Raw genomic sequence first — 24,012 nt, forward strand, 5'->3', positions numbered from 1 at the left:
CAACCGATGGTCGCCGACCTGCTGCGGGTGCAGGCGCTGCTCTATCTGTCCACGCCCTTCATCTCGATTCCCGAGGCGATCATGGGCCGCGCGCTGGATTTCAGGCGGCCCGCGCTGGTCAACCTGATCGCCGCCGCCGGGTCGGCCGCGATGGCGCTGATCGGCGCCCTGTCGGGTTGGGGAGTATGGACGCTGGTCTGGGCGCCGATCGTCGGATTCTGGGTCAAGGCGGCGGGCTATGTGATCGCCACCGGTTTCAGGCCGATTCCGAGCTTCGATTTCCGCGGCACCGGGGCGATGGTGGCCTATGGCGCGTCCCTGCTGGGCGGACAGCTATTCTGGATCGTCCAGAGCCAGGCGGACATCTTCATCGGCGGCCGCGTGCTGGAGCCGCACCAGCTGGGGCTTTATGCCGAAGCCCTGTTCCTGACCCAGATTTTCGTCAGCAAATTCGTGCCGCCGCTGAACGACGTCGCCTTTCCCGCTTATGCCCGGATGCAGCAGGATGTCCGGCGGGTTTCCTGGTCCTTCTGCAAGGCGGTCAAGCTGCTGTTGCTCCTCACCTGTCCCATCTATCTGGGCATGGCGGTGACGGCCGAACCGCTGGTCGAGACCCTGTTCGGGACGAAGTGGCTGGAAATGGCGCCCTTCGTGGCGATTCTCGCGCTCGCCATGCCCTTCATGACGGTGCAGGTGATGTTCGCTCCTGTCAGCAATGCGCTGGGCCGTCCCGGCACGACCGCGCGCGTTGCCGCTGCGGGGGCCGTGCTGATGCCCGCCGCTTTCCTGATCGGCATAAAGTTCGGTGCGATCGGTCTGGCCTGGGCCTGGCTTGCCGCCTTCCCGGTGCTGACGGCGATCACCGCGCGGCTCGCCGGTGGTCCGATGGGACTGCGATTCGCGGACCTGATCCGCGCGGCCGCGCCTGGTCTTGGCTGTTCCGTGTTGATGGCCGGGGCCGTGATCGCCGCGAATATGCTGCTGCCGCCCCTCCCTGCCCCTATCCGGCTGGGGATATTGGCGCCGATCGGCGGACTCGCCTATCTTGGCGCGTTGCTGCTTTGCGCGCGCAGCACGTTTAAGGAACTGGTCGAGTTACTGGTGCGGCGGAGGCCGCCGGCCCAGGCCACCGCCTGAACCGGCGCGCGAATCATGCCGTCTGGATATAGTCGCGCAGCGACGCCGCTTCCGATTCGATCGTGTCGATGCGGAACTTCACGAGATCGCCGATCGAAATCAGCCCCGCCAGCTTCCCGTCGATGACGACGGGCAGATGGCGGACACGCCGCTTGGTCATCAGCGACAAGCCATGCAGCACCGGCGTCTGGTCGTCGATGGTGATGGCCGGCGCGGTCATCACTTCCCCCACCGTGTGATTGAGCGCGTCCGCACCGTCGCTGGCGACCCGATAAAGCAGGTCGCGTTCGGAAAATATGCCGAGCACGGCGCCGTCTTCGACCACCGGCAAGCAGCCGATACGCTTGTCCGCCAGCAACTTCACCGCCGACAAAACGCTATCGGTCGGTTTCACATGAATAACCTCGCGTCCCTTCCCCTGCAAAATCGTCGCGATGCTCATGGTCGCTCTCCTTTTCGCCTGAATTCATTATATTCAGGCGCTTGATGATCCCACTTTTGCAGCCCATTGAAAAGGGATGACACGCAAGGAAGCGCTCGACGATCCGCAGATCGCAGCCACTGCCTGGGCCAGGTTCCGCCGCATCATGGGGTGGATGGCACTGGCGGGCGCACTGTGCGTCGTGGCGGCCTTGCTCTTCCTTTATTGGTGGACCGGCACGCTGCCGCTCCACATGGCGATCGCAACCATATTGGGGGTCTGGTTGACCTTCATGCTGGGAACCGGTCTGATGGCGCTCGCCTTCCTGTCGCACGGGACGGGGCATGACGAACAGGTGATCGACCGGTTGAAGGACGAGGTGCAGATTGACGATTGAACGAGGCGAAGTGGTGCTGCGCGTGATGCCGCGATTGGCGGATATCAATGCCAACGGCCATATTTTCGGCGGCTGGGTGCTGAGCCAGATGGACATTGCCGGCGGAATCGTCGCGCACCGGATCGCGCAGGGCGCGGTCGCCACCGTGGCGATCGAGAGCATGAAGTTCATCACGCCGATCCTGCTGGGCGATGTCGTGTCCATCTATGCGCGCGAGGAACGGCGCGGACGCACGTCAGTCGCGATTCGGATCGATGTGGTCGCGATGCGCGGCGCCGCTCAGGAGGAAGTGGAACTGACGAACGGCGTCTATACCTTCGTCGCACTCGATGCGAATTACCGGCCAACGCCGCTGCCCGAAAGCTGATCGGTCAGCGGGCCAGCCGCTCTCCATAGACATAATCCAGCGTGCCGTTGGCGGGCACCGTCGCGCGCCAGATCCACGCATTGCCGCGCCTTTCCATGCCGACCGGCCGGGGATCGATGTCGTGCGGGATGGTGACTTCGGCGATGACATCGAAGGGCCGGGCGTTGCTGAGCGTGACCGTCCAGCGCCGGCTCTTGCGCGATTGGGAGAGGATATGGACAGCGAACCGGACATCCGCGCTCGCTTCCAGATCATAATCGACCCGCTCGCCCTCCGCCTTGTCGGCGACATCCGCTTCGCCCGCAAGCAGGCGCATGCCGTCCACATCCTCGAACACTGCGACCTGCCCCGATGGCATGGCGAGGCCGAGATTATCTTCCTTCCGATTCTGCATCCGCAACCGCAATGTCATCGGCTGCGATCCATCGGTCGCGGAAAGGACGGTGGCCGCGTAGAGACGTTCCACCTTCACATCCGCCTGGCGCAGCAGCGCCGCCTGCTTCTGGGACTTGGCCGAGATATCGACGGCGACGGGCAGGCGATACAATTTCAGGTCGCCGACATCCTCCGGCGGCGGGGGAGGCGGTGGCGGAGGAGGGGGCGCGGCGGGAGCGGCAAGCGCAACGCGTTCTGTACGCCGCATGCTTGTGACGACGATGTCCTGCGCGCCTTCCATTTCCATCATGAGCGCGGGCATATCGATGGGAAACAGGTCCCAGCGCGGATGCGTGCTGGTAATGTCCATCGGCCAGCAGGCAAGGTGCAGCGGCCCGCCCGTCGGACGCGGCTGCGGTGCGCGGGCGCGCTTGTTGGGCTGGCCCGCGATGACGCTCAGCCGGGCGTCCGGAAAACCGGTGACGCCGCCATTGGCGACGGTCAGCCAGGCCATCAGGTCGAGCGTCCGGCCGTCGGGCTTCATGTCCGCGACATAATTGGCGGCCCAGTCGAAGCCTTCGGCCAGATAGGTGAGTTGCAGGGTCGCGCGGGTGGCGCGGTCGCTGGTCGCGATCACGGACAGGGTCGGGCGCGGCGACAGGTCCGCCGGCGCGCGGGGATAGAGCATGCGTTCGGGCAGGCCGCTGCACCCCAGCGCCTCATAGCCCTGCGCGGTATGGACAATGACGCCACCGGTCGGCCCGGCGCTGATGATCGCGTCCTGCTCGGTCACTTTCCCGGTCTTGCGGTCGGTGCGGCGCAGGGTGACGCTACGCTTCAGATAGGCGTCGACCAGTCCGGCCGGCGACAGCAGGCGGGCATCGCGATTCTTCTCCCGCACGCCGCGCGGCATGCCGGACAGCAACGCCGTTTCAGGCATCAGGCCTTCGGCCACGCCTTCGAAGCGCACCGTCGATTCGCCCTGAGGCAGATCGACCGTCCGCGTTTCGGTGATGAGCGCATAGCCGCCCGGCCAATTACGGTCGATCGCCCCCTTGGCGCGACCGGGTTCGCGGTAGACGGTGACGGACACCGCATCGGCCCTGGTCGAAACGATCGTGCCCGCACACGCCGGTGCGACGCAGGCCCAGGCGACAAGCAGCAGGAGCAGGACGCGCGGCATCGACGCCGTCCGCCTCAATAGCGCGAATCGAAGGTGACGCTGAGATCGACCGATCCATTGGCCGGCACCGGCACGCTCCATTCCATCCGATCGGCCGAGACGCGCTTGCCCTCGATCGCCTGACCGCCAAGGCTTTGCGCGGTGACGCGGGTGTCGCCCCACAGGCCCTGTTGCGCCAGGTCGATCGTCACCGCTTCGGGCCGGGCATTGGTGAGCGTGTAGCGCATCCGGGTTTCCCAGCGCGAACTGCCCTTTTTTGTGCGCTGCTCGACGGTCGGACGTATTTTGACGTCGAAGGCTTCGCCGGTGCGCAGCGCCATCGAAGACCCCATCGGCGTATGGTCGATGCTGTTCTCGCCGATGAACTGCGGATCGCCGCGCGCGTCGCGCATATAGACGCGGATCGTGCCGGCGGGCAGCTGGTCGCCAAGGCCGCCCTGCTTGGCGGTGGAGAATTTGAGCACGCTCGACGCGCTCATCGGTTCGGCCGAACTGCCGAGCCAGCCATTGACATATTCATAGGTGGCGCGAGCTGGCGCGCCTTTTACATCGAGGAAACTCACCTGCTTTTGCTGGGCATTGGCGATCGTGGTGCGCTGGGCCAGCGGATAGAGATAATAGTCGCCCAGCCGTTCGCGCGCGCCGCTTTCGGTACCGGCCTGGTCGATCGCGCCGCTGGACGACTGCCACCAGTTGCGCCGTCCGCCACCATTGGCAGGATTGCCCGCGACGAGGATGGTCTTCGCGTTGGTGAAGCTGGTGCCCGTATTGTTGGTGAGCGTGACCCAGCCCTGCATGTCCATCGCGCCTTTCGCCGCGTCGAACAGGGCGACATAGTCCGCCGTCCAGCCGAGATTGGGCGTCAGATAGGACAGCCGCGCCGGCACCGTGCCGCCGCGCGCCGATTCGACCGTCACCGACAGGGTCGGACGAGCGCGCAGATTGGGCGGCACCCGGTCGAAGATGACGCGGACCGGCAGCCCGTCGTCGCGCAGCACCTCGATCCGGCTGCCGATCTGGAGGACGATGCCGCCATTGGCCGCGAGAATCTTGGCGCGTTCGCGCGTTTCGGCGCCGGTGGCGGGATTGGTGCGCAGCAGAGTCACTTCCTGCCCCACCGCCTTGTCCATCAGCTTGTCGGGGGACAGGAGATCATAGTCGAAATTCTGCTCGATGATGGACAGGCCCGGCCCCGACAGGTTCACCGTCTCGGGCCGGATGCGCGCGGACACATCGGGAAATTCGATGCGGTTGCGGCCCTGATTGACCGGGAGTTGCCGGTCATCCTGCACCAGCGACTGGCCGTTATTGTAGATGGTGACGGCGACATCGCCCTGCGCGGTGGCGCCGGTCGGATCAGCAGCGTCCTGCGCCTGCGCCGAAAGGGAAAGAGTTGTCAGCAGCAGGGGCAGCAGGCGCACGGCTTTCATCGGCATCTCTCCAGCAGGATGAGAGCCTTGTGCCGGATCGCGAAGCGCTTGGAAAGCGGGCATGAAAAAAGGGACGATGCGCCGGGCATCGTCCCTTCAATCTCTGACGTCGAAGCGCTTATTCGGCGGCTTCGGTCGCAGCCGCCGCACGGGGACGACGGGTGCGCTTCTTGGGCGCTTCCTCAGCCGCCGGTTCGGCGTCATTGTCGGCGCGCGCGATCGAGGGCGGCAGGACGGCAGCGTCGAAAGCTTCGGCCTCGGCAGGCGCCGCGACCTTGCGCGGGCGACCGCGACGCGGACGGGGCGCTTCGGCCTCCGGCGCGGGCGTCGCTTCGGCTACCGGCTGCGGCGCGGGTACGGCGGCGGGGCTGCCGACCGGGCCTTCCATGCCCATTTCATGCTGCACGGGCGCCTGTTCATCGGCGGCGAAACGATCGCGACGGTTGCTGTTGCGATCACGGCGGTTGTTCCGGCCGTCACGGCCTTCGCGTGCTTCCTGATCGCGGGCCTGATCGCGGGAATGTTCGCGGACGTCACGCCCCTCCCGATTGTCGCGGGCGCCACGATTGTCACGCGATTCCTCGCTCCGGTCCGGGCCGCGTTCATAACGACGGTCCTGGTCACGGGCCTGATCGCGCGGCGCGCGGTCATAGGAGGGCTGCTGCTCGCTGCGGAAATCGTCACCGCCGTCGAAGCCCGCATCAAATTCCTCGCCATCCTCGTCGAAATTCTCGTCGCGGGGGCGGAAACGCTGCTGCTGCTCTTCCTGGCGGGCGCGATTGTCGGCGAGCACGCGGAAATAATGATCGGCGAACTGCAGATAATATTCGGCGTTCACCCGGTCGCCGGCCATCTGCGCGTCGCGGGCCATATTCTTGTATTTCTCAAGAAGCTGGGCCGCGTTGCCGCGCGAGCGGTTATCGATGCGGTTGCCATTGTCGCCACCACCCCGATTATTGCCGTTGGGGCGTCCGTTGTTATTGTTCCGGCCGCGATTGCGGCGACCGGCCTGCCGATTATTGATCAAGATATGATCCTTGCGTTCGCTATGCCAAACTTCACTGAAAACACTGTTCAGTCGCCATCCCCAAGCACGGCCCGAATTTCAGGCCGGATACGGCTCCGCCAGGCATGGTCCTTTCCCGGACCAACCCCAGCTGCCAGCGGCGCCTGCGCAGCGAGCGCCGTCATGACTTTAAGGAGCGGGAAAACGGCCTTTTCTATCAATGATCTAAGCGACCATGTCACAAGATAGAGCCGTCCCTACCGCTGATGTAGTGGCTTTCCGCCAAGAAACCAAGCAATTTTCGCTTGTCCGATGGTAAATCAAGGGTTGTTCACGATGGATGGATCGCGATGAGACAGCGGTCATGGCCTGCCAGATCGCGACGGACGCGCACCTCGAGCCCCTGTTCGACCAGCAGCGCCGACACGCTGTCCCGCTGGTCGTAGCCGATCTCGATCGCCGCCATCCCTCCCTGCGCGATCAGACGCGGCAGGTTCGGAGCGATCCGGCGATAATCGTCGAGGCCATCCACGCCGGCAAACAGGGCGCTGGCCGGATCGTGCAGCACGTCGCCGGAGAGCGGTTCATCGCGGGCGATATAGGGCGGGTTGATGAGCAGCAGGTCGAAGGGGCCAGCCACCCCCTCGCCCCAGTCGCCGAGTTGGAAAGCCGCACGATCCGCCAGCCCGAGCCGCGCCGCATTGCCGTGCGCGACGGCGAGCGCGGCGGGAGAGGCATCGATGCCGAGTCCTTGCGCCTGCGGCCACTCCGCCAGCGCCGCCAGAAGCAGTGCGCCGGACCCGGTGCCGAGGTCGAGAACGGTCGTTGGAACATCGCCACGAAAATGGTCGATCGCCGCCTCGATCAGCGTCTCGCTGTCGGGGCGCGGGATCAGCACATCAGGCGTTACCATGAGGCTGATCGTCCAGAAATCGCGGATACCGGTGATATGGGCGATCGGCTCGCCCGACAGGCGGCGCTGCAACAACGCGGCAAAGTCAGCGGGCACGTCCAGATCGCGCTGGCGCAGCAACATGTCGGGGCGCGACAGGCCCAGCGCATGGGCCATCAGCAGTTCCGCGTCGAGGCGCGGCGTGTCGCTGCCGACAGCGAGTTGGACAGTCGCCGCGCGCAGCGTGTCGGGAATCGTCACCCCACCCCGTCCAGCTGCGCCAGGCGGGCGGCCTCATCTTCCGCGACCAGCGCGTCGATGACTTCGGACAGACCCGGCCCTTCGAGGATTTCGGGCAGGCGGTGCAGCGTCAGGTTGATGCGGTGGTCGGTGACGCGGCCCTGCGGGAAATTATAGGTGCGGATGCGTTCGGAACGGTCGCCCGATCCCACCATCGCCTTGCGCGCGCCGGCCTGCTCGCTCTGGGTGCGCTCGCGCTCGGCTTCATAGAGGCGCGCACGCAGCACCTGCATCGCCTTCGCCTTGTTCTTGTGCTGCGACCGCTCGTCCTGCTGGGTGACGACGATGCCGCTCGGTAAGTGGGTGATGCGCACGGCGGAGTCCGTCGTGTTGACATGCTGGCCACCCGCGCCCGATGCACGATAGATGTCGATCTTAAGGTCGCTGTCGGCGATCTGGACATCCACTTCCTCCGGTTCCGGGAGGACAGCGACGGTCGCGGCGCTGGTGTGGATGCGCCCGCCGCTTTCGGTGACGGGTACGCGCTGGACGCGATGGACGCCGCTTTCGAATTTCAGCTTGGCGAAGACGCCGGTGCCGTTGATGCTGGCGACGACTTCCTTGAAGCCACCCTGTTCGGAGGCATTGGCGGAGATCATCTCCATCTTCCAGCCCTGCGTGTCGGCATAGCGCTGATACATGCGGAACAGGTCGCCGGCGAAGAGCGCGGCTTCGTCCCCACCCGTACCGGCGCGGATTTCCAGCATGGCGGGCCGGGCGTCGGCAGAGTCCCTGGGCAAAAGCTGCAAGGCCAGCGTCCGCTCCGCGTCAGGAAGCTGGCTTTTCAGAAGCTGCATCTCCTCCTGCGCCATTTCGCGCATCAGGGGATCGGCTTCCTCGCCGCCGGTCATGGTTTCGAGCGCCGACAATTCCTGCCGCAGCCGGCGCAGTTCGCGCGCCGCCTTCGCCACCGGCTCGATCTCGGCATATTCCTTGGACAGCCGCACGAACGCATCGGGCGCAAGGTCGCTGCGCGTCATCGACGCCTGCACCTCATCCCGGCGCGCCTCGATCTGCGCGATGCGTTCGGCGGAGATGTGCATCAGGCGCTTTTCGTTTCCTCGGATGATGCAAGGCGCTCCACCAACGGCGGAGCAATCTCTCCAAGTTCCTCGCAGCTAATGTCCTCAAAGAGGAGATCAAACACGCCCTGCGGTATCCAGTTGATCGACATTGCTCCCTGTTCACCGGAGGCCAAATTCTTGATCGTCACGACGCCGCGACCCAATTCCTCGTCTCCGACGATCATCGCGTATCGAGCGCCAGAAGCATTAGCCCGCTGCATCCGCTTCTTCATATTGCCGCGGAAACCCATGTCGCTGGCGATGCCAGCCCGACGAAGATCGGCAATGAAACCCGTCGCCGCGCGCTCGGCAGCGTCACCCATAGGAATGACCACGACATCGGGCTTCTCGATTTCCGGCATATCCACCAGCATCGCCAGCCGCTCGATCCCCGCCGCCCAGCCGACCGCCGGGGTCGAGGGACCACCCAGATTCTCGATCAGGCCGTCATAACGACCGCCGCCCAGCACCGTGCCCTGCGCGCCGAGCCGGTCGGTGATGAACTCGAACGCGGTGTGGCGATAATAATCGAGGCCGCGCACCAGCCGGGCATTGCGTTCCCACGCCACGCCCGCCGCGTCGAGGCCGCTCGTCACCTTTTCGAAGAAGCTGCGCGCCTCATCGGTCAGATAGGCGTCGATGTCGGGCGCGCTGTCGGCGACCGGGCGGTCGCGCGGGTCCTTGCTGTCGAGGATGCGCAGCGGGTTGCGCTGGAGCCGATCGAGGCTCTCTTCCGACAGCTGGTCGCGATGCGCCTCGAAATGGGCGATCAGCGCCGCGCGCCAGGCGTCGCGGCTCGGCCCGTCGCCCAGCGTGTTGAGGTTGAGCGTCACGCCCTCAGATACACCCAACTCCTTGAGCAACTGGTCGGCCAGCACCAGCAATTCGACGTCCGCCCCCGGTTCGCCTGCGCCCAGAATTTCGGCATCGAGCTGGTGGAACTGGCGGAAGCGGCCCTTTTGTGGGCGCTCGTAGCGGAACAGCGGGCCATGCGTCGCGACCTTCAAGGGCGCATATTGCTGCCAGCCCTCGGTGATGTAGGCGCGGCTGATGCCGGCGGTGAATTCGGGGCGCAAGGTGATGCTGTCGCCGCCGCGATCCTCGAACGTGTACATCTCCTTGGAGACGACGTCAGTGCTTTCGCCCAGCGACCGCGCGAAGACGGCGGTGGATTCGAACACCGGCACTTCGACCCGCTGGAAGCCGTAGAGTTTGCGCACCCGGTCGAAGGTCGCGACCACATGCGCGAAACGTTCCTGGAACGCTTCCGTGGTGCCGCCCAGCATGTCCTGCGTGCCGCGCACCGGACGCGGCGTTTCGATCTTTGCCATGGGGCAGCGCCTTTAACGGCAATTGTCGCCCAAGGAAACGCGCTTTTTCAGGCATGAGCCTCAGAAACTCGCGGTCAGCGCCAGGGAGATATAGCGCGCGTCGCCGCTGCGCGGCGCGTTGGGCGCATAATGCAGGAAACGCCCCTTGCCGAGCCAGCTCGCATTGAGTTCGGCCCGCAACTTCTTGGGCACCGCCCACCAGCGCAGGCGGCTGTCGACCATATGACCGGCGAAGCGCCCCGAGCGGCCCGATGGATCGCGCACGCCCGTGGTCGAAAAGGCATCTGTTCGGGACGCTAGCCACATCGAATGCCAGTTGGCGAACAGGTCGATCCGCTTACCCGGCGCCATTTCGATGCGCAGGCCGGGGGTCAGGATATTGGCGCGCCCGGTCTGAGCGAAGATCCCAGCCGGCACGAAATCCGCGCGGCGCATGCCGAACAGCGTGTCGAACCGACCATAGCTGCCGCCGCGCCGATCCCCGCTCGCATAATCGACTTCGGCCGACAGCCGCACCTTCCATGCGCCGGGAAAGCTGTAGCCGGCATCGGCATGAAAGAACCAGGCGGCGACATCGAGCGAGGCCGCCGCCGGTGCGGTGTCCGTCCGCACCCGCCCCATCTGCCAGATGCCCTCCACCTCATAGTCCAGGCGCGCGGGCGCGGGATCGCGGATCAGGCGCAAGCTCATGCTGTGCAGATGGCGGTTGCGGGTCGGGCGCCCCGGCGCGTCGCGTTCCGCCAGGCCGAAATAGCCCAGTTCGATCATGGTGCGGCGCGAAAGCTTCTGCGCGGCATAGCCGCCCCAGAGCCGCAGGTCGAAACTCTCCCGGTCGAACCCGCCATCATTGTCCAGCACCGACACCTCATCATCGGGGCGGCGCATCTGCGGCAGGACATAGATGAGGCTCGCCGATCCCCCGCGCGCGGTCGCGATATCGATCCGCGCGCCGCTATAGCCGTTTGTGGTGTTGCGATAATCGTCCGCCGCCACCAGCCGGCGCGAACCGAGATTGAGCAGGAAGCGGCCGATTTGGACCGACGTCTTGCTGCCGCGCCCAAGGAGCGGCCCCAGGTCGGCCGCGACATAGGCCTGCACCGGCTCCAGCGTGTTAACCTCGCCCGTGCCGATCCCCTCCCCCGGATGACCGCCCCAGGCGCGACTGTCCCACAGTTCCGCGCCCAGATGGATCGGACCGGCGCGATAGTCGGCGGCGAGGATGGTGCGCAGGCTGGTCAGGTCGATCCGGTCATCCAGCCCGGCGCGCGCCTGCCCGTCCAGTGCTTCGTAACGGATGCGGACATTGCCGGAGAGGGTGAAACCGTCTTCCTGCGCAAGGGCGGGAGACACGCAGGCGAACAACAACGCGGAAGACAGGACGGAAGGCAGGACAGGGCAAAATCGATCCACACACGGCTCCATGCTCCGCTCGACAGCGGGTCTATGAGACAGCCTTTGGCGCGGAGCGCTGATCGGGAAGGCCCTGATCCCGATGCGGAAAATCATGGCCAAATGCCCGATGCCGATCAAGCGCTTTCGCATCGATCCGCGTGCAGGGGTGGACGCGGGCCGTCCATGCCGCCATGTTTGCGCCCATCCGGGCCATCCGGCCCGTCATCCTTTTCGGAGACATTCATGATCCGCAGCCTTGCTGCCGCCCTTTGCCTTTCCAGTGCGATAGCCAGCCCCCTTGCCGCGCAGGACGCCATCCGGTCCAAGCCGACCGCCCTCCCCGTCAGCGACACGACGCCCGCGCCCAAGGATGTCCCCTATCCCGGCGGCACCATCCGGCTGGAGGTCGACGCCACCGACACGACCCAACGCATCTTCCGCGTCAAGGAAAGCATCCCGGTCACCGCCGCCGGTCCGCTGACCCTGCTGATGCCCGCCTGGCTGCCCGGCAATCACGCGCCGCGCGGCCAGATCGAGAAGCTGACCGGCGTCACCTTCACCGCCAACGGCCAGAGCGTGCCGTGGAAGCGCGATCCGCTGAACGTCTATGCCTTCAACCTCGACGTGCCGCAGGGCGCGACCGAAGTCGTCGCGCAATTCCAGTTCCTGTCCGCCACCCAGCCCAATCAGGGCCGCGTCGTCGTGACGCCCAAGATGCTAAATATTCAGTGGGAAAGCGTCTCGCTCTATCCGGCGGGCTATTATACCCGCCAGATCCCGGTCCAGGCGACCGTCACCTATCCCGCCGGCTGGCAGGCCGCGACCGCGCTGCGCGGCACGAAGGCGGGCGACCGCGTCGCCTATGAGACGATCGACTATGAGGCGTTGCAGGATTCGCCGGTCTTTGCCGGCCGCTATTTCAAGCCGGTGGACCTCGGCAGCAACGTCACGCTGAATATCGTCGCTGACGACGCCGACGAACTCGACTATAAGCCCGAGCAGATCGCCAAGCATAAAAAGCTGGTGGCCGAGGCCGGCTCGCTGTTCGGCGCTTATCATTTCAACCATTATGACTTCCTGCTCGCCATCACCGACGAGATGGGCGGCATCGGTCTCGAACATCATCGTTCGTCCGAAAATCAGGTCGAGCCGGGCTATTTCAAGAAATGGGATTCGGGCGAAGCGCTACTGGACCGCAACCTGCTGCCGCATGAATTCACCCATAGCTGGGACGGCAAGTTCCGCCGCCCCGACCTGTTGTGGACGCCCGATTTCAACGTCCCGATGCAGGATAATCTGCTGTGGGTCTATGAAGGGCAGACGCAATTCTGGGGCTATGTGCTGGGCGCGCGCTCGGGCATGTTCAGCAAGCAGGAAACGCTGGACGCCTATGCCCAGATCGCGGCCAAGCTGGACACGGCGGTCGGCCGCCAGTGGCGTCCGATGGAGGACACCACCCTCGACCCGATCATCTCCGCGCGCCGCCCCAAGGGCTGGACCAGCTGGCAGCGGTCCGAGGATTATTACAATGAAGGCCTGATGATCTGGCTGGAGGCCGACGCGATCATTGCCAAGGCGACGCGCGGCAAGAAGGGCCTCGATGATTTCGCCAAGGCCTTTTTCGGCATCAATCCGGGCGATTGGGGTCAGGTCGTCTATAATCGCGGCGACGTCATCAGGACGCTGAACGACATCGCACCCTATGACTGGGCGGGCTTCTTCCAGAAATATGTCGATTCGCCGACCAGGGAAACGCCCAAGGGCGGCTTCATCCTGGGTGGCTACAAGCTGGTCTATGGCGAGGAGCCGGGCGCCATCACCAAGGCCGCCGAGGGCGCGCAGAAGATGGTCGACCAGAGTTTCGGCATCGGCGCGATCGTCAAGAATGACGGCGAAGTAAGCGGCGTCATCTGGGACAGCGTCGCGTTCAAGGCCGGCCTTGTCACCGGCGCGAAGATCGTGGCGGTCAATGGCGACGAATTTTCCGGCGACGTCTGGAAAGCCGCGATCAAGGCCAAGACACCGATCCAGATCATCCTGAAGCAGGATAAATACTACCGCACTTTGACTCTCGATTATTCGGGCGGCCTGCGCTATCCGCGCCTCGAAAAGACAGGAGAGGGTGAAGGCAGCCTCGACAAGCTGCTGAAACCGAGAACATGACTCACCCGCACAGCAACGCGAAGATAAAGGCATAGCCATGAATATCGAACTGATCCCTGTCGGCGACGATCCGCCCAACAGCCTGAACGTCATCATCGAAGTTCCCGTTGGCGGCGAACCGGTGAAATATGAGTTCGACAAGGCGTCGGGCGCGCTGTTCGTGGACCGCATCCTGCACACGCCGATGCGCTACCCCGCCAATTACGGCTTCGTGCCGCACACGCTGTCGCCCGACGGCGATCCGCTCGACGCGCTGGTCATCGCCCGCTCGCCCTTCGTTCCCGGCTCGGTCGTGCGCGCGCGCCCGATTGCCGTGCTGAACCTGGAAGACGAAGCCGGCGGCGACGAGAAGCTGGTCTGTGTACCCGACGACAAGACCTTCCCCTATTATTCGAACGTCGGTGAGAAGGACGATCTGCCCGGCATCGTGATGGAGCAGATCGAGCATTTCTTCACCCACTATAAGGATCTGGAAAAGACCAAGTGGGTGCGGATCGGCACCTGGGGCGGCGCGGAAGACGCCAAGCGCATCACCCTGGAGGCGATCGAACGCTATCAGGCAGGGAAGAAGGCGGCCTAAGGCCGACCCTCTGATCGAACAAAAAAGGCCGCGTGGAGCGATCCGCGCGGCTTTTTTGTTGAGTTCGCAAGATGCGCTCTTCCGCGCATCTTGCCGGAAACTCAAATCAACCGATCCGCCTCCAGCGCCATGGCGAGCGAATCGCGCGCCTTGGGCATGCGGGCGTGAAGCCGGGCGTCGGCCTCCACCAGCCGCTCGATCCCCGCCTCCAGTTGCCCTTCGTCGAGGGTGAAGGGCAGGCGCAGGAAACGCTCGAACGCGCCGCCGACGCCGAAGCGCGGACCGGCGGCGATACGGACGCCCAGACTTTCGGCCAACGCGGCAAGCGCGGTCGCTTCGGCGCGGGGCAGTTCGGCCCAGAGCGACAGGCCGCCGGCTGGCGCCTCGACCCGCCAATGCGGCAGACGCCGCGCGATCAGCCCCAGCAGATGGTCGCGCCGTCCACGCAGGATATCCGCCCGCGCGCCCAGGCCGACATCGGCATCGACCAGTTGCGCAACCGCGATCTGCTCGACCACGGGACTGGCCATGTCCATCGTCGTGCGCAGTCGGCCCAGCGCGGCGACCGTCTGCGCATCGGCGCGAATCCAGCCGACGCGCAGGCCGCCCCAGAAGATCTTGCTCGCCGATCCCAGGGTGATGACCTGCCGGCCTGACGGATCATGCATCGCGACCGGCGGCGGCGGGGCGAAGTCGAGGCCCATCGCCACCATCGTCTCGTCGACGATCAGCGGCGTATGGCTGCGCGTCGCCGCCGCGACCAGCGCGCGGCGGGTGCCCGGGTCCATGCTGCGTCCAGTGGGATTGTGGAAATCGGCGATGACATAGGCGAAGCGCGGGGACGTCTGGCGGAAGGCCGCCTCCATGGCGTCAATATCCCAGCCCTGCGTCGGCAGGCCGACCGGCACCGGCACGACATGGGCGCGCTGCAGGGCCTGGATCGCGTTATGATAGGTGGGATGGTCGATCACCACCCGGTCGCCCGGCCCCGCCAGCCATTTGAGCAGCAGCGAGAATCCCTGCTGCGCGCCGTTCGTCACCATGATCTGGTCGGGCGATGTCGGGCAACCGCGCCGCTCATAATGGGCGGCGATCGCCCGGCGCAGCACCATCAGGCCGAGCGGATCATAGCCGAGATCGCCAAGATAGGCGGGCAGCGCCTCCACCGCATGGGCATAGGCGCGGCCGACGCCGGGCGCGGCGGGCAGCGCGGCATGGGTCCAGTTGAGGATATTGCCGCCGCTGCTGAAATCCCGCTCGTCTTGCGGCGCCTCGACATGGCCTGCGGGCAGGCGCGTGACGCTGCCCGAACCCTGCCGGCTTTCGAGGAAGCCCTCGTCGCGGAGCCGGTCGAAGGCGGCGGCGACGGTAGTGCGCGACAGGCCCAGCGCCGCGGCCAGTTCACGCTCGCCCGGCAGGCGGACATTGAGGCCCACCCGCCCGTCCAGCACCAGCATTCGCAGCGCCTGCGCCAGTTGGCGATAGGCCGGCTCGGCACTGTCCTGCGCGCGCCATGCACCGAGCAGGCGAAGCAGGGAGGGCGGACGCAGCAGCGAAGTGGACATGGGACTCGTTCCGTTCAGGCCATCGTTACAGGCCATTTAGGCAATATTGGTCCTTTTGGAAAAGGCCAGTTGGACAGAAGAAGCCTGCCATGATGATGCAACGCCGCCTTTTCCAACTTTTCTGGGGCCTGTGCCTCTATGGCTTCGCCATGGCGCTGCTGCTGCGCGCCAATCTGGGCCTCGACCCGTGGGATGTGCTGCATCAGGGACTTAGCCCCCGGCTCGGCCTCAGCTTCGGCATGACGGTCAACCTGATCGGCGCGATCGTGCTGCTGCTCTGGTGGCCGCTGCGGCAGCGACCGGGGATCGGCACGGTCGCCAATATCGTGGTGATCGGGACGGCGGTGGACCTGTCGCTGATGATCCTGCCGACGCCGGAGGGTTATGCCATGCGCGCCGTCTGGCTGGTGGCGGGGATCGTGCTCAACGGCATAGCGGGCGGCGCCTATATCGGTGCAGGGCTTGGTCCGGGGCCGCGCGATGGCCTGATGACCGGCCTGTGCCGCCGCACCGGATGGCCGGTCAAATGGGTGCGGACTGGGATCGAGATCGGCGTGTTGGCGATCGGTTGGACGTTGGGCGGTACGGTCGGCATCGGGACGCTGCTCTACGCGGCGACCATCGGCTGGATCGTCCACCACGCCCTGCCCTTCTTCCGGATCGCCGACACGGAACGACAGGCCAGCGCCTGATCTGCCAGTTTCCGAGGCCCCCTGACCGGCCGGCGCAAATAGGCCCGCCGGCCGGTCCTTTTTCCTTGAAAATGCATTGCCTGGCCATTGACCGGGCTGGTCGGGCGGCAGGCGGGGCAATTCACCTGGCTGCACAGCATCGATATCGACAGCGCCGGCAATATCTATGCAACCGAGGTGAATAGCGGCCGGCGCGTGCAGAAGCTGGTCTTCACCGGCATCGAATGACCGTCATCCCGCGATCAGCCGCACATAGGCGCTCGCCACCCAGCCGCTGGCACAGGGGCCGTCATAGGCCTGTTTGCGTTCCACGGGGGACGCGACGCCGCAATCGGCCGGTGGGGTCGCATTGCCGGCAGGCGGGGCGGGCAGCACCACTACGCCCAGCCATTTCTGGTCGATCCTGCGGGTGCAGACATAGGCGCGTTGCCCCTCCGCCAGTTGTGCCAGTGCCTTCGCATCGCTGAACGGCGCCGCGCGCAGCGGCAGGCCGGCCGATCCACTGCGCGTGACCTGTCCCAAAGTGCCGCAGGCATCGAGACGAGGACCATCTTCCCCGATGATGACAGGCCGCGCGACCGGCGCATCCATGCGGCTTTCGGGCACATCCTCGCGCGGGGCGCCGGCCAGCGAACTGTTGGGCAACTCCTCATAGACGTCGTTGCTCTTCGAGCAGGCGGCGGGGAGCAACAGCAAGGGCAATAGCAGGGCAGGGACGGCGCGCATGGAAAGCGTGATAGACCGCCCCGCCCCCCGGCGAAAGACGCCATGTTTCGCTTTAGTTTCAGCGCGCCTTTCCCTATATGCTCGGCATGAGCGAAGAACCCGTCAACTCCCCCAACAGCAATGAATATGGCGCCGACAGCATCAAGGTGCTGAAAGGGCTGGACGCCGTGCGCAAGCGGCCCGGCATGTATATCGGCGACACCGACGATGGCAGCGGCCTGCATCACATGGTGTTCGAGGTCAGCGACAATGCGATCGACGAGGCGCTGGCGGGTCATTGCGACCGGATCGTCATCACGCTGAACCCCGATGGGTCGGTCAGCGTCGAGGATAATGGCCGCGGCATCCCGACCGGCATCCACAAGGAAGAAGGCGTGTCGGCGGCCGAGGTCATCATGACCCAGCTACACGCGGGCGGGAAGTTCGAAAATACCAGCGACGACAATGCCTATAAGGTGTCGGGCGGCCTCCACGGTGTGGGCGTCTCGGTCGTCAACGCTTTGTCCGAATGGCTGGACCTCAATATCTGGCGCGACGGCGAGGAGCATTATATGCGCTTTGCCTATGGCGACGCGACTGCGCCGCTCAAGGTGATCGGCAAGGCGCCCGCCAAGGAAGACGGCACTCTCAAGAAGGGCACCCGCGTCACCTTCCTCGCTTCGCTGGAGAAGGCGCCGGGCGACGGCGCGACGTTCAAGAACCACACCGAATACGACTTCGACAAGCTGGAGCATCGCTATCGAGAGTTGGCTTTCCTCAACAGCGGCGTGCGCCTGTTCCTGGTCGATGCGCGGCATGAGGAGAAGAAGGAAGTCGAGCTGTTCTACGAAGGCGGCATCGCGGCCTTCGTCAAATATCTCGACCGCAGCAAGAATGCGCTGATGCCCGATCCGATCGCGATTTCGGGCACCCGCGACGACGTCACCATCGACGTCGCGCTGGAGTGGAACGACAGCTATTACGAAAACGTCCTCTGCTTCACCAACAACATCCCGCAGCGCGACGGCGGCACCCACCTCGCCGCCTTCCGCGCGGCGCTGACCCGCACGCTCAATAGCTATGCGGAAAAGTCGGGCGCGCTGAAGAAGGAGAAGGTGAGCCTTACCGGCGAGGATATGCGCGAAGGTCTGACCGCGATCGTGTCGGTCAAGCTGCCCGATCCCAAATTCTCGTCGCAGACCAAGGACAAGCTGGTTTCGTCGGAGGTGCGCCAGCCGCTCGAAAGCCTGATGGCCGACAAGATGGCCGAGTGGCTGGAGGAAAATCCCGCCCACGGCAAGATGATCGTCCAGAAGGTGATCGACGCCGCCGCCGCCCGCGAGGCCGCGAAGAAGGCCCGCGAACTGACCCGGCGCAAGGGTGCGATGGACATCGCCTCGCTGCCCGGCAAGCTGGCCGACTGTCAGGAACGCGACCCGGCCAAGTCCGAACTCTTCCTGGTCGAGGGTGACTCGGCGGGCGGGTCCGCCAAGCAGGGCCGCAACCGGCATAATCAGGCGATCTTGCCCTTGAAGGGCAAGATTCTGAACGTCGAGCGCGCGCGGTTCGACCGGATGCTGTCGTCCAAGGAAGTCGGCACGCTGATCCAGGCGATGGGCACCGGCATCCGCGACGATTTCAATCTGGAAAAGCTGCGCTACCACAAGATCGTCATCATGACCGACGCCGACGTCGATGGCGCGCATATCCGCACGCTGCTGCTGACCTTCTTCTACCGCCAGATGCCGCAGATCATCGAGGCAGGGCATCTCTATATCGCCCAGCCGCCGCTCTACAAGGCGACGCGCGGCCGGTCCGAGGTCTATCTGAAGAACGAAGCGGCGCTGGAGCAATATCTGGTCGACAATGGCGTCGATTCGATGGTGCTGGAAACCGCCGGCGGCGCGCGCAGCGGCGACGACCTGCGCAACCTGATCGAACATGGCCGGCGGATGCGCGCGGTGATGCGCTATGTCCCGCGCCGCTACAATCCCGCGATCATCGAGGCGCTCAGCCTCAATGGCGCGCTCGATCCCGAATTGTCGACCGACGCGCAGGCGCAGCGGCTGACCGCGACCGTCGCCTGGATGGATGCCCATGATGTGGAAGGCCGCTGGTCGGGCCGCATCGCCGAGGAAGGTGGCTTCCATTTCGAACGGCTGTGGCGCGGCGTCACCGATCACCATGTGATCGAGGGCGGCTTCATCGGTTCGGCCGAAGCGCGCAAGCTGCACGCCATCGCCAGCGAGGAATCGGCCAGCTACAGGAGTTCCGGCCGGTTGGTGACGGTCAAGGCCGCCCAGGCGGCAGAGGAAGCGGGTGCGGACGACCTGCCGGCCGCCCCGGCGAAGGGCGTGGTCGTGACGTCCCCAAGCGAACTGCTCGACGCGATCCTGACCGCCGGGCGCAAGGGGCTGTCAATCCAGCGCTATAAAGGGCTGGGCGAAATGAATGCGGAGCAGCTGTGGGAAACCACGCTGGACCCGGACAATCGGTCGATGCTGCGCGTCGAGGTGGAGCAGGCCGACATCGCCGACGAGATTTTCTCCCAGCTGATGGGCGACGTGGTCGAGCATCGTCGAGATTTCATTCAGGACAATGCCCTGAACGTCGCCAATCTGGACGTGTGAACCATGACGGGCGCGGAACCGATGCGGTGCGCCTGGGTGGGCGCGGACGCGTTCTACCGCGCCTATCATGACGAGGAATGGGGTGTTCCCGAGCGCGATCCGCGTATGCTCTGGGAAACGCTGATGCTGGAAGGGTTCCAGGCGGGCCTGTCCTGGATAACCATATTGCGCAAGCGCGAGGGTTTCCGCGCCGCCTTTGCCGGTTTCGACCCGGACAAAGTAGCGGCCTTCGGCCCTGACGATGTCGATCGGCTGATGGCCGATCCCGGTATCGTCCGGGCGCGGGCGAAGATCGAGGCGACCATCCGCGGGGCGCAGATCTTCTGCGAGATGCGCGAGCGCGGCGAGGATTTCGCCGCCTATGTCTGGGCTTTTGTCGATGGCACGCCGATCCGCAATGACGGCGTGCATTTCCCGGCGAAGACCGATCTGTCGGAAGCGATTTCCATCTCAAGAAACGCGGCTTCAAGTTCGTCGGGCCAACCATCGTCTATGCCTGGATGCAGGCGATCGGCATGGTGAACGACCATGCTGTGCCTTGCTTCCGGCGGAGTGAGGTTGGCGCGTGAGGGCTGGGCTGGCCCTGCTGTCGCTGGCGCTGCTGGGCGCATGCGGTGGAGAAAAGGCGCCGGCGGCTGACAATCAGTCGATGCTGGCGGCGAATGCGGTGATCGCGCCGATCAACGACGCCGTCGTCAATTCCGACAGCGAAATGGACAATCTCGCCGAGCCTGACGCCCCTCTGCCCAAGCCTCTGGTTTCACGTGAAACATCGCCCCGCCCTGCCCCACCCGATTATCGCGCTATCGGCACCGAGCCGTTCTGGGCCGTGACGGTGCGCGGATCGACCGCGACGCTGGAACGGCCGGACAAGCCGCCGATCCGCTACGCCATCAGCCGCAACGCCGATGACAGGGCGATCCGCTATCTGGGCGACGGCTTTGCGATGACCGCAACCCAAGGCCCGTGCAGCGACGGCATGAGCGACACGATCTGGTCCGACCGGGTGCAGATCGCTTTTGGCGAAGGCACGCTCAAGGGCTGCGGCGGCGAACGCGACGACGGGGGTTACGCGCATTGAACAGCCTGCTTCGCCGGTGCGCCATCGGCGGATATGGGTGGTTTGCGGAAAGTCGGCTTAAGAGCAGTAACGTGTGATTAGTTTCCGTTCCCGTGATATGCAGCTGGCATGTCGAGGGACTTTGTTCATGTGATCGCTGAGGTGCAACTGCTGCCTACGAACGAGGGAGGCAGGACCAATCCAATCTACGGGAGCTACCGACCTAATCACAATTTCTTCGGCCCGGATGACGCTGTGATGACAGCCGGTTTCATCGAGCTTCCCGAAGGCCTCGCGATGAACCCTGGAGAAACGATCACAGTGCCAATAGCTTTGTGGTGGTGGCCCGGACTAACAGGGCAAATCTACGTCGGGCGCGAATGGCGCGTACAAGAAGGGCCGCACCTAGTTGGTTTTGGTCGAGTGATAAAGGTTCACGACGGTGGCGAGCGGTGATCGTCCGCAAATGGGCGACCTCACCCGGCTTCTGAACGGTAACTTCTGGTCGCTTCCAGGCTGACCGATCTGTCATCCTCGCCGCCTAGTCCGCCCGCATCGCCTCCGCGACCAGCGCTTCGGCCTCCATCAGCAGCGCATCTTCGGCCGCCGTTTGCGCCACATGCTCGCGGCCGATCAGGATCAGCACCGGCACGGCGAGCGGGCTGACCCGGTCCAGATCGATATGCAGCATCGTGTTGGCGGCCCGGTCGATCAGGTCGCCCAGCCGCCCGACATCGGTCATGCGCGCGCGGGCGTCGGCCCAGGCGGCCTTGAGCAGCAGGTGATCGGGCTGATATTTGCGCAACACGTCGTAGATGAGGTCGGTGGAGAAAGTGACCTGCCGTCCGGTCTTGCGCTTGCCGGGATGCTGCCGCTCGATCAGGCCGGAAATCACCGCGACGTCGCGGAAGGCGCGCTTCAGCAGGCTCGACTGCTCGACCCAGTCGACAAATTCATGGTCGAGAATATCGGCGGAAAAGAGGCTTTTAGGATCGGTGACGGGCTTCATCCCATAGACCGCCAGCGCATAATCGTTGGACACGAAGCCGAGCGGCATCAGCCCCTGGCTTTCCATGCGCCGGGTCAGCAGCATGCCCAGCGACTGGTGCGCGTTCCAGCCCTCGAAACTGTAGCAGACGAGATAATGGCGACCCTCATGCGGGAAAGTCTCGATCATCAACTGCCCCGGCTGCGGCAGGGCGGAGCGCAGCTTCTGCATCTCCAGCCATTCGCGCACATCGGCCGGGAAGCGGTGCCATTCGTCCGGTTCGGCCAGGAAGTGGCGCACCCGGTCGGCGAGGCGCGTGGACATCGCCATGCGGGTGCCGCCCCAGCTGGGAATGCGCGCCTGTTTCGACGTGGCGCGGACGACAAGGTCGGTCGTATCCATCCGCACCACCTCCAGCGCCATGCCGGAGAAGAAAAAACTGTCGCCCGGCCGCATCGAAGCGGCGAACCCCTCCTCCACCGTGCCGAGCTTGCGGCCGTTGGCGAAGCGCACCGCTAGCGCAGGCTGATCGACGATGATGCCGGCGTTCAGGCGATGCTGCTGGATGAAGCGGGGATGCGACACCCGCCAGGTTCCGTCTGGCTCCTGTGTCAGCCGCTTGAAGCGGTCATAGGCGCGCAGCGCGTAACCGCCGCCCTCGATGAAATGCAGCACATTGTCGAACGCTTCCGCCGTCAGCGCACTATAGGGCGTGGCGGACCGCACCTCCTCCAGCAGTTCCCCGGCGCGAAAAGACCCGGCGCAGGCGAGGCCCATCACATGTTGCGCCAGCACGTCGAGGCTGCCGGGGCGGAAATCGTCGGCATCGCGCTCCCCTGCCTCGACCGCGTCGAGCGCGGCGCGCGCCTCCAGATATTCGAAGCGGTTGCCGGGGATCAGGATCGCTTCCGACGCCATGTCGAGCCGGTGATTGGCGCGGCCGATCCGCTGGAGCAGGCGTGAGCTGCCCTTGGGCGCGCCCATCTGGATCACGCAGTCGACATTGCCCCAGTCGACGCCGAGGTCCAGCGAGGCCGTCGCCACCAGCGCGCGCAGCCTGCCCGCCGCCATCGCCGATTCGACCTTGCGCCGGGCCTCGATCGACAGGCTGCCATGATGGATGGCGATCGGCAGGTTGGCGTCGTTGGCGGACCAGAGTTCCTGAAAGATGAGTTCGGCAAGGCCGCGCGTGTTGCAAAAGACCAAAGTCGTCTGGCGCGACTCGATCTCCGCCATCACCTGTTTCGCGGCATATTTTCCCGAATGACCCGACCAGGGAACGCGCCCCTCCGGGATCAGGATCGCGACATGGGGGTCAGCCCCCTGCTCACCCAGCACCGGCGTCACGGCGTCAATATCGCCATCGGGCGCCAGCCAGGCGCGATAGGCGTCGACATCGGCGACTGTCGCGGACAGCGCCACGCGACGCAGCGCGGGGTTGATCGCCTGCAACCGCGCCATGGACAGGTTGAGCAGGTCGCCGCGTTTCTGGGTCGCGAAGGCATGGACCTCGTCGACGATCACGGTCCTGAGGTCCGCGAACATCAGCGCCGCGTCGGGATAGCTGAGCAGCAGCGACAGCGATTCGGGGGTGGTGAGCAGGATCTGCGGCGGCCGGGCGCGCTGGCGTGCCTTGCGGTCCGAGGGCGTGTCGCCGGTGCGCGTCTCCACCCGGATCGGCAGCCCCATTTCCTCGATCGGGGTCAGCAGATTGCGGCGCACGTCCACCGCCAGCGCCTTGAGCGGCGAGACATAGAGGGTGTGCAGCCCCTCCACCGGATCGCGAATCAGGTCGGCGAGCGTGGGCAGGAAGCCCGCCAGCGTCTTGCCCGCCCCGGTCGGGGCGACCAGCAGGGCATGGTCGCCCGCTTCGGCCGCCGCCAGCATTTCCATCTGGTGCCGTCGCGGCCGCCAGCCGCGCGCGGCGAACCAGCTGTCGACGATGGCGGGAAGGCTAGATGGCATCGGATCGATGTAGGGTGCCCATATCCCCCTGTCACGGCCCGCCGTGCACCGGATGGGGTTCATGCCATGGCGCCGACTGCCCGATCATGGTAGAAATGGCAGATATGGAGAGGAGATCGGCCTATGACCGAAACTCATGAACACCCCCTCATTCCGGGCACGATACCGACAACCCTGTTCGATGTCTGGTTCGCGCCTTTCAGCTTCTGGGCCAATTGGTGCAGCCTCTATGCAGAGGCGCTCCATGTCGCGCAGGTCCATCCGCCCCAGGCCCACAATCCGGCCGAAGCGCCCGTGCATATCGAGGATGAAGAAGGCCTTGTCGCCTGAGTGGCAGCAACGGCTCTTCGGAATAATCATATAGCCGGA

21 protein-coding genes and 1 pseudogene (1 of these 22 cut by a window edge) are annotated in these 24,012 nt (G+C 65.2%); 11 read left to right on the forward strand and 11 right to left on the reverse strand.

The window, feature by feature from the left end; all coding sequences use genetic code 11:
* Positions 1-1,137: the 3' portion of a lipopolysaccharide biosynthesis protein gene (locus DM806_RS22800; RefSeq protein WP_179045452.1), read on the forward strand. 351 nt of this gene lie to the left of the window's left edge; the window shows 1,137 of its 1,488 coding nt (coding positions 352-1,488); its start codon lies off the left edge, out of view; the stop codon is at positions 1,135-1,137.
* Between the two features lie 13 nt (positions 1,138-1,150).
* On the opposite strand, the gene DM806_RS22805 is transcribed toward DM806_RS22800, so the two are convergent.
* The gene (locus DM806_RS22805; protein ID WP_179045453.1) at positions 1,151-1,579 is read right to left on the reverse strand and encodes a CBS domain-containing protein; all 429 of its coding nucleotides are present in this window, start codon (positions 1,577-1,579) and stop codon (positions 1,151-1,153) included.
* A gap of 76 nt (positions 1,580-1,655) precedes the next feature.
* Here DM806_RS22805 and DM806_RS22810 point away from each other — a divergent pair, with 76 nt between their 5' ends.
* Both DM806_RS22810 and DM806_RS22815 read left to right on the forward strand, forming a co-directional pair.
* Positions 1,656-1,955 carry a hypothetical protein gene (locus tag DM806_RS22810; protein WP_179045454.1) on the forward strand — a complete coding sequence of 100 codons (300 nt, stop codon included), beginning with the start codon at positions 1,656-1,658 and terminating at the stop codon, positions 1,953-1,955.
* Complete coding sequence (locus DM806_RS22815) at positions 1,945-2,322, forward strand: acyl-CoA thioesterase (RefSeq protein WP_179045455.1); 378 nt, start codon at positions 1,945-1,947, stop codon at positions 2,320-2,322. Before DM806_RS22810 ends, DM806_RS22815 begins: the two co-directional genes overlap by 11 nt.
* A 4-nt stretch (positions 2,323-2,326) precedes the next feature.
* Here DM806_RS22815 and DM806_RS22820 read toward each other — a convergent pair whose 3' ends face one another.
* From DM806_RS22820 to DM806_RS22850, 7 genes are all read right to left on the reverse strand, one after another.
* Positions 2,327-3,880, reverse strand: a complete 1,554-nt coding sequence (locus tag DM806_RS22820) for a DUF4139 domain-containing protein (protein WP_179045456.1) — start codon at positions 3,878-3,880, stop codon at positions 2,327-2,329.
* Between the two features lie 14 nt (positions 3,881-3,894).
* Positions 3,895-5,310: a DUF4139 domain-containing protein gene (locus DM806_RS22825; RefSeq protein ID WP_179045457.1), complete on the reverse strand. Its 1,416-nt coding sequence runs from the start codon at positions 5,308-5,310 to the stop codon at positions 3,895-3,897.
* A gap of 118 nt (positions 5,311-5,428) precedes the next feature.
* Positions 5,429-6,337: a DUF4167 domain-containing protein gene (locus DM806_RS22830; protein ID WP_179045458.1), complete on the reverse strand. Its 909-nt coding sequence runs from the start codon at positions 6,335-6,337 to the stop codon at positions 5,429-5,431.
* 310 nt (positions 6,338-6,647) lie between these two features.
* Positions 6,648-7,463, reverse strand: coding sequence for a peptide chain release factor N(5)-glutamine methyltransferase (prmC, locus tag DM806_RS22835; RefSeq protein ID WP_372859734.1), 816 nt, complete (start codon positions 7,461-7,463; stop codon positions 6,648-6,650).
* A gap of 2 nt (positions 7,464-7,465) precedes the next feature.
* Positions 7,466-8,551: a peptide chain release factor 1 gene (prfA, locus tag DM806_RS22840; RefSeq protein ID WP_372859722.1), complete on the reverse strand. Its 1,086-nt coding sequence runs from the start codon at positions 8,549-8,551 to the stop codon at positions 7,466-7,468.
* The gene (hisS, locus tag DM806_RS22845; protein ID WP_179045460.1) at positions 8,551-9,903 is read right to left on the reverse strand and encodes a histidine--tRNA ligase; all 1,353 of its coding nucleotides are present in this window, start codon (positions 9,901-9,903) and stop codon (positions 8,551-8,553) included. The genes prfA and hisS overlap by 1 nt, the downstream gene beginning before the upstream one ends.
* A gap of 60 nt (positions 9,904-9,963) precedes the next feature.
* Positions 9,964-11,313, reverse strand: coding sequence for an alginate export family protein (locus DM806_RS22850; protein WP_372859723.1), 1,350 nt, complete (start codon positions 11,311-11,313; stop codon positions 9,964-9,966).
* 225 nt (positions 11,314-11,538) lie between these two features.
* On the opposite strand from DM806_RS22850, the gene DM806_RS22855 reads away from it, so the two are divergent.
* Together DM806_RS22855 and ppa are read left to right on the forward strand one after the other, a co-directional pair.
* Entirely contained in the window at positions 11,539-13,458 is a 1,920-nt protein-coding gene (locus tag DM806_RS22855; RefSeq protein ID WP_179045462.1) for a M61 family metallopeptidase, read from the forward strand.
* 37 nt (positions 13,459-13,495) lie between these two features.
* Positions 13,496-14,038, forward strand: a complete 543-nt coding sequence (ppa, locus tag DM806_RS22860) for an inorganic diphosphatase (protein WP_179045463.1) — start codon at positions 13,496-13,498, stop codon at positions 14,036-14,038.
* A 101-nt stretch (positions 14,039-14,139) separates the two neighbouring features.
* Here ppa and yczR read toward each other — a convergent pair whose 3' ends face one another.
* Positions 14,140-15,603 (reverse strand): MocR-like transcription factor YczR, encoded by a 1,464-nt coding sequence (gene yczR, locus DM806_RS22865; RefSeq protein ID WP_179045464.1) that lies wholly within the window; start codon positions 15,601-15,603, stop codon positions 14,140-14,142.
* An 89-nt stretch (positions 15,604-15,692) separates the two neighbouring features.
* Between yczR and yczE the strand changes: the two genes are divergently transcribed.
* Positions 15,693-16,295, forward strand: coding sequence for a membrane protein YczE (yczE, locus tag DM806_RS22870; RefSeq protein WP_179045465.1), 603 nt, complete (start codon positions 15,693-15,695; stop codon positions 16,293-16,295).
* Between the two features lie 87 nt (positions 16,296-16,382).
* The gene (locus DM806_RS22875; RefSeq protein ID WP_179045451.1) at positions 16,383-16,523 is read left to right on the forward strand and encodes a hypothetical protein; all 141 of its coding nucleotides are present in this window, start codon (positions 16,383-16,385) and stop codon (positions 16,521-16,523) included.
* Positions 16,524-16,526: 3 nt separating this feature from the next.
* Here DM806_RS22875 and DM806_RS22880 read toward each other — a convergent pair whose 3' ends face one another.
* Positions 16,527-17,021: a hypothetical protein gene (locus DM806_RS22880; RefSeq protein WP_179045466.1), complete on the reverse strand. Its 495-nt coding sequence runs from the start codon at positions 17,019-17,021 to the stop codon at positions 16,527-16,529.
* An 86-nt stretch (positions 17,022-17,107) separates the two neighbouring features.
* Between DM806_RS22880 and gyrB the strand changes: the two genes are divergently transcribed.
* The 3 genes and pseudogenes from gyrB to DM806_RS22895 all read left to right on the forward strand — a co-directional run bounded on the left by gyrB (position 17,108) and on the right by DM806_RS22895 (position 20,711).
* Positions 17,108-19,630 carry a DNA topoisomerase (ATP-hydrolyzing) subunit B gene (gyrB, locus tag DM806_RS22885; protein WP_179045467.1) on the forward strand — a complete coding sequence of 841 codons (2,523 nt, stop codon included), beginning with the start codon at positions 17,108-17,110 and terminating at the stop codon, positions 19,628-19,630.
* A 3-nt stretch (positions 19,631-19,633) separates the two neighbouring features.
* Positions 19,634-20,199: pseudogene (locus tag DM806_RS22890) on the forward strand (DNA-3-methyladenine glycosylase I).
* Positions 20,200-20,207: 8 nt separating this feature from the next.
* Entirely contained in the window at positions 20,208-20,711 is a 504-nt protein-coding gene (locus tag DM806_RS22895; protein WP_372859736.1) for a COG3650 family protein, read from the forward strand.
* Positions 20,712-21,231: 520 nt separating this feature from the next.
* Here DM806_RS22895 and DM806_RS22900 read toward each other — a convergent pair.
* Complete coding sequence (locus tag DM806_RS22900) at positions 21,232-23,643, reverse strand: ligase-associated DNA damage response DEXH box helicase (protein ID WP_179045602.1); 2,412 nt, start codon at positions 23,641-23,643, stop codon at positions 21,232-21,234.
* A gap of 123 nt (positions 23,644-23,766) precedes the next feature.
* Between DM806_RS22900 and DM806_RS22905 the strand changes: the two genes are divergently transcribed.
* Positions 23,767-23,973 carry a hypothetical protein gene (locus tag DM806_RS22905; protein WP_179045468.1) on the forward strand — a complete coding sequence of 69 codons (207 nt, stop codon included), beginning with the start codon at positions 23,767-23,769 and terminating at the stop codon, positions 23,971-23,973.
* The last annotated feature ends 39 nt before the right edge of the window (positions 23,974-24,012 follow it).

Origin of the sequence: Sphingobium lactosutens, from assembly GCF_013393185.1 — a bacterium.
Lineage (GTDB): Bacteria > Pseudomonadota > Alphaproteobacteria > Sphingomonadales > Sphingomonadaceae > Sphingobium > Sphingobium lactosutens_A.

Coding starts and splice junctions, on each gene's coding strand:
- DM806_RS22805 (WP_179045453.1), bottom strand. CDS start 1,579: ATGAGCATCGCGACGATTTTGCAGGGGAAGGGACGCGAGGTTATTCAT.
- DM806_RS22810 (WP_179045454.1), top strand. CDS start 1,656: ATGACACGCAAGGAAGCGCTCGACGATCCGCAGATCGCAGCCACTGCC.
- DM806_RS22820 (WP_179045456.1), bottom strand. CDS start 3,880: ATGCCGCGCGTCCTGCTCCTGCTGCTTGTCGCCTGGGCCTGCGTCGCA.
- DM806_RS22825 (WP_179045457.1), bottom strand. CDS start 5,310: ATGAAAGCCGTGCGCCTGCTGCCCCTGCTGCTGACAACTCTTTCCCTT.
- prfA (WP_372859722.1), bottom strand. CDS start 8,551: ATGCACATCTCCGCCGAACGCATCGCGCAGATCGAGGCGCGCCGGGAT.
- hisS (WP_179045460.1), bottom strand. CDS start 9,903: ATGGCAAAGATCGAAACGCCGCGTCCGGTGCGCGGCACGCAGGACATG.
- DM806_RS22855 (WP_179045462.1), top strand. CDS start 11,539: ATGATCCGCAGCCTTGCTGCCGCCCTTTGCCTTTCCAGTGCGATAGCC.
- ppa (WP_179045463.1), top strand. CDS start 13,496: ATGAATATCGAACTGATCCCTGTCGGCGACGATCCGCCCAACAGCCTG.
- yczR (WP_179045464.1), bottom strand. CDS start 15,603: ATGTCCACTTCGCTGCTGCGTCCGCCCTCCCTGCTTCGCCTGCTCGGT.
- yczE (WP_179045465.1), top strand. CDS start 15,693: ATGATGATGCAACGCCGCCTTTTCCAACTTTTCTGGGGCCTGTGCCTC.
- DM806_RS22880 (WP_179045466.1), bottom strand. CDS start 17,021: ATGCGCGCCGTCCCTGCCCTGCTATTGCCCTTGCTGTTGCTCCCCGCC.
- gyrB (WP_179045467.1), top strand. CDS start 17,108: ATGAGCGAAGAACCCGTCAACTCCCCCAACAGCAATGAATATGGCGCC.
- DM806_RS22900 (WP_179045602.1), bottom strand. CDS start 23,643: ATGCCATCTAGCCTTCCCGCCATCGTCGACAGCTGGTTCGCCGCGCGC.
- DM806_RS22905 (WP_179045468.1), top strand. CDS start 23,767: ATGACCGAAACTCATGAACACCCCCTCATTCCGGGCACGATACCGACA.